We start from the raw sequence: 3,177 nt of genomic DNA on the forward strand, positions 1-3,177 counted from the left end.
CGAAGTGGAGCGTATAATATATATTTTTATTTTTGCCGTCAACTGTTTTTTATGTGTTTTTTTATATTTTTAACAATTAGCCCATCATACGGTGACCCATGATACTTGGTAGAGCGGCATGACAAGCGTATTAGCCAACTAATGCGCTTAATTACAGCATTTTCTAAAAAGTGTTGTCTAAAAATTTCACACCGTGCTTATGAGTGATTTTTCTCATGCGACTCAGATGTTGTGTGAGCACGCGTCGTATGAGATTGCGGCGGCAGCTTAGCGGCTTTATTTTTTAAGTGATAGCGAATCCAAAAATGGGTTACGATGCTAATCACAATCGATAAACTGATAAAACCTAAAATGGTCATCCAAATTTGACTATCTACTTGCATACTTGATCCTTGTGAGACAATCTAAGTTAACGCTGATTATCGATGCGCTGGCTATCAATACTTTGATTAGCTCCCATTGTTTGATTACGAATCGCATCATCGCGCTGTTTTTTCTTGAGTCGGAACGTTAGCCATAAATATGTTAATATGCCTAAGATTACGGCAGCAATCATATACATAATAATAGTAGTCCAAATACTGTTATCTACGCCCATGAAAGAGTCCTTTTTATTATTGTTAGCATTAGTGTAACAGGTCTTAACAGCTATTTTACGTCATTCACGTAATGATGTGTAGTAGCGATGTTACTGGCTATTTTCAAACACTGTAATAAGCGTCTACAAAAGCACTTTTTTTCACTTTTTCATATTTTTACGTTAAGATAATTGTCTAAAAAACGCTTTGGCAACTGACACGGTTGCAGCAAGGAAAATAATTATGAAAGTAGTCATCAGTGATGGCATCGAATACGCCCTAAATCTTAATTATCGTACCATCGATATTGAATCGACCGACTATACCAATATTGCAGCAATTGTGGTCACGATGACAGACTTGCCGCGTGTGTATCAAGATATTGAAGATTTGGGGTTTGCTATTCCGATATTTGTGGCGATTGAATATGGTGATGTAGTGCCTGATGAATGGCTACCCAATGTGTATGGTGTGCTAGAGCTGGCAGATGATCAAAAGTTTTATAACGGACAATTGGTCAATGCGGCAGCGGCGGATTATATCGCCACGCTCGATCCGCCCTTCTTCCAAGCCTTGATGGACTACACTGACTATGGCAATGCGGCGTTTGACTGTCCTGGGCACCAAGGCGGACAGTTTTTTCGTAAGCATCCTTCTGGCAGACGCTTTTATTTATACTTTGGGGAAACGCTATTTCGTGCCGACTCTTGTAATGCCGATGTCCGTCTTGGCGATTTGCTAATTCATGAAGGCCCAGCGTATGAAGCACAAGCGCATGCGGCGAAAGTTTTTAATGCGGATAAAACCTACTTTGTGCTCAACGGCACTTCCTCTTCCAATAAAATTGCGATTGGTGCCTTAGTGGCGCATGGTGATTTGGTGCTGTTTGACCGTAACAATCACAAATCTGTGTACCAAGGCGCCTTAACCATGGCAGGTGGTACGCCTGTGTATTTAGAGACCGACCGCAATGCTTATGGTTTGATTGGCGGCATTCCTGCCCATTGTTTTGAGGAAGCCGAAATCCGTGAGCGTATTCGTGAAGTTGCGCCCGATAAAGCCGATGATGCCCGCCCATTTCGCTTGGCGGTAATTCAGCTGGGCACGTATGATGGCACTATTTATAACGCCCGCCAAGTGGTAGATCGCATCGGGCATCTGTGTGACTATATTTTGTTTGACAGTGCTTGGGTGGGTTATGAGCAGTTTATCCCGATGATGCGTGATTGCTCGCCACTGCTACTTGAGCTGGGTGAAAATGATCCTGGAATTTTGGTGACCCAATCGGTACACAAGCAACAAGCGGGCTTTTCTCAAGCATCACAAATCCATAAAAAAGATAACCATATCAGCGGGCAAGCCCGTTATGTCAATCATAAACGCTTTAACAACTCGTTTATGATGCACGTGTCGACCTCGCCGTTTTACCCGTTGTTTGCCTCACTCGATGTCAATGCCAAAATGCATGAAGGTAAAGCCGGTCAGCGCATGTGGCATGAGTGTGTCATCGGCGGTATCGAAGCACGTAAAATGCTGCTAGACACTTGTACCATGATTTTGCCATTTGTCCCACCTACAGTAGATGGGCAAGCATGGCAAGACTACGATACCGAAACCATTGCCCATGATATTCGTTTCTTCCGCTTTGAGGCAGGGGCGCGTTGGCATGATTTTCAGCATTATGCCGATGACCAATACTTTATCGACCCGTGTAAATTGCTACTGACCACGCCAGGCATTGATATGCAAACCGGTGAATATGAGGACACAGGGATTCCTGCCGCGATTTTGGCACATTATCTGCGTGAAAGCTCAGTCATTCCAGAAAAAGCCGATTTAAACTCGATTTTATTCTTACTGACGCCTGCCGAAACCTTGGCAAAATTCCAACACTTGGTCGCCCGTATCGTCAGTTTTGAAAAACATATCCGCGAAAACAGCCCCGTCACCCAAGTGTTACCGACACTGGCTAAGGCATACCCGCAGTACCGCAAACTGACCATCAATGAACTATGCCAACTCATGCATAACTTCTATGCTAAGCATCAGCTCAACAAACGACAAAAACAAATGTTTGAGCGCGAACATCGCCCAAAAGTCGCCATGAGTGCATTTGATGCCCATAACGCCTTTATCCGTAATGAGGTTGAGCTGGTATCGCTGCATGACATCAAAGGCAGAATCGCCATGGAAGGGGCGCTACCGTATCCACCAGGGGTTTACTGTATTGTACCCGGTGAAGTGTGGGATGGGGCGGTGCTTGATTACTTCTTGGCATTGCAAGAAGGCGTTAATCGCTTGCCAGGCTTTGAGCCAGAAGTGCAGGGCGTGTACTGGGAGTATGACGACCAAGGTAAAAAGATTGCCTACGCCTATGTGTTAAAACAGTCTCACTAAATTTGATTGACGGTTTTTGATTCATAGGCTTTCTCTTTGAGGTCTATATTTGGCGCGTTTGCAGCAGTAACCAATGGCGCAAAAATTGGTCTGTGTAGATGGGTGCGATGCTATCTAATTAAATGATAATCATTATTATTTACATTATCAATCTATTATTGGATAATGACGGCTCAATTTTTTAAGAGGCAGTCAAACAATG

3 protein-coding genes are annotated in these 3,177 nt (G+C 43.7%); 1 reads left to right on the top strand and 2 read right to left on the bottom strand.

The window, feature by feature from the left end; translation table 11 throughout:
* Nucleotides 1-197 precede the first annotated feature (197 nt).
* Nucleotides 198-383: a hypothetical protein gene (locus RT064_RS10920; RefSeq protein ID WP_313063391.1), complete on the bottom strand. Its 186-nt coding sequence runs from the start codon at nucleotides 381-383 to the stop codon at nucleotides 198-200.
* Between the two features lie 26 nt (nucleotides 384-409).
* Nucleotides 410-598 (bottom strand): hypothetical protein, encoded by a 189-nt coding sequence (locus RT064_RS10925; protein ID WP_007116099.1) that lies wholly within the window; start codon nucleotides 596-598, stop codon nucleotides 410-412.
* 223 nt (nucleotides 599-821) lie between these two features.
* On the opposite strand from RT064_RS10925, the gene RT064_RS10930 reads away from it, so the two are divergent.
* Complete coding sequence (locus RT064_RS10930) at nucleotides 822-2,975, top strand: ornithine decarboxylase (RefSeq protein ID WP_313063392.1); 2,154 nt, start codon at nucleotides 822-824, stop codon at nucleotides 2,973-2,975.
* Nucleotides 2,976-3,177 lie beyond the last annotated feature (202 nt).

Source organism: Moraxella sp. CTOTU49097, from assembly GCF_032064105.1.
Classification (GTDB): Bacteria; Pseudomonadota; Gammaproteobacteria; order Pseudomonadales; family Moraxellaceae; genus Faucicola; species Faucicola osloensis_B.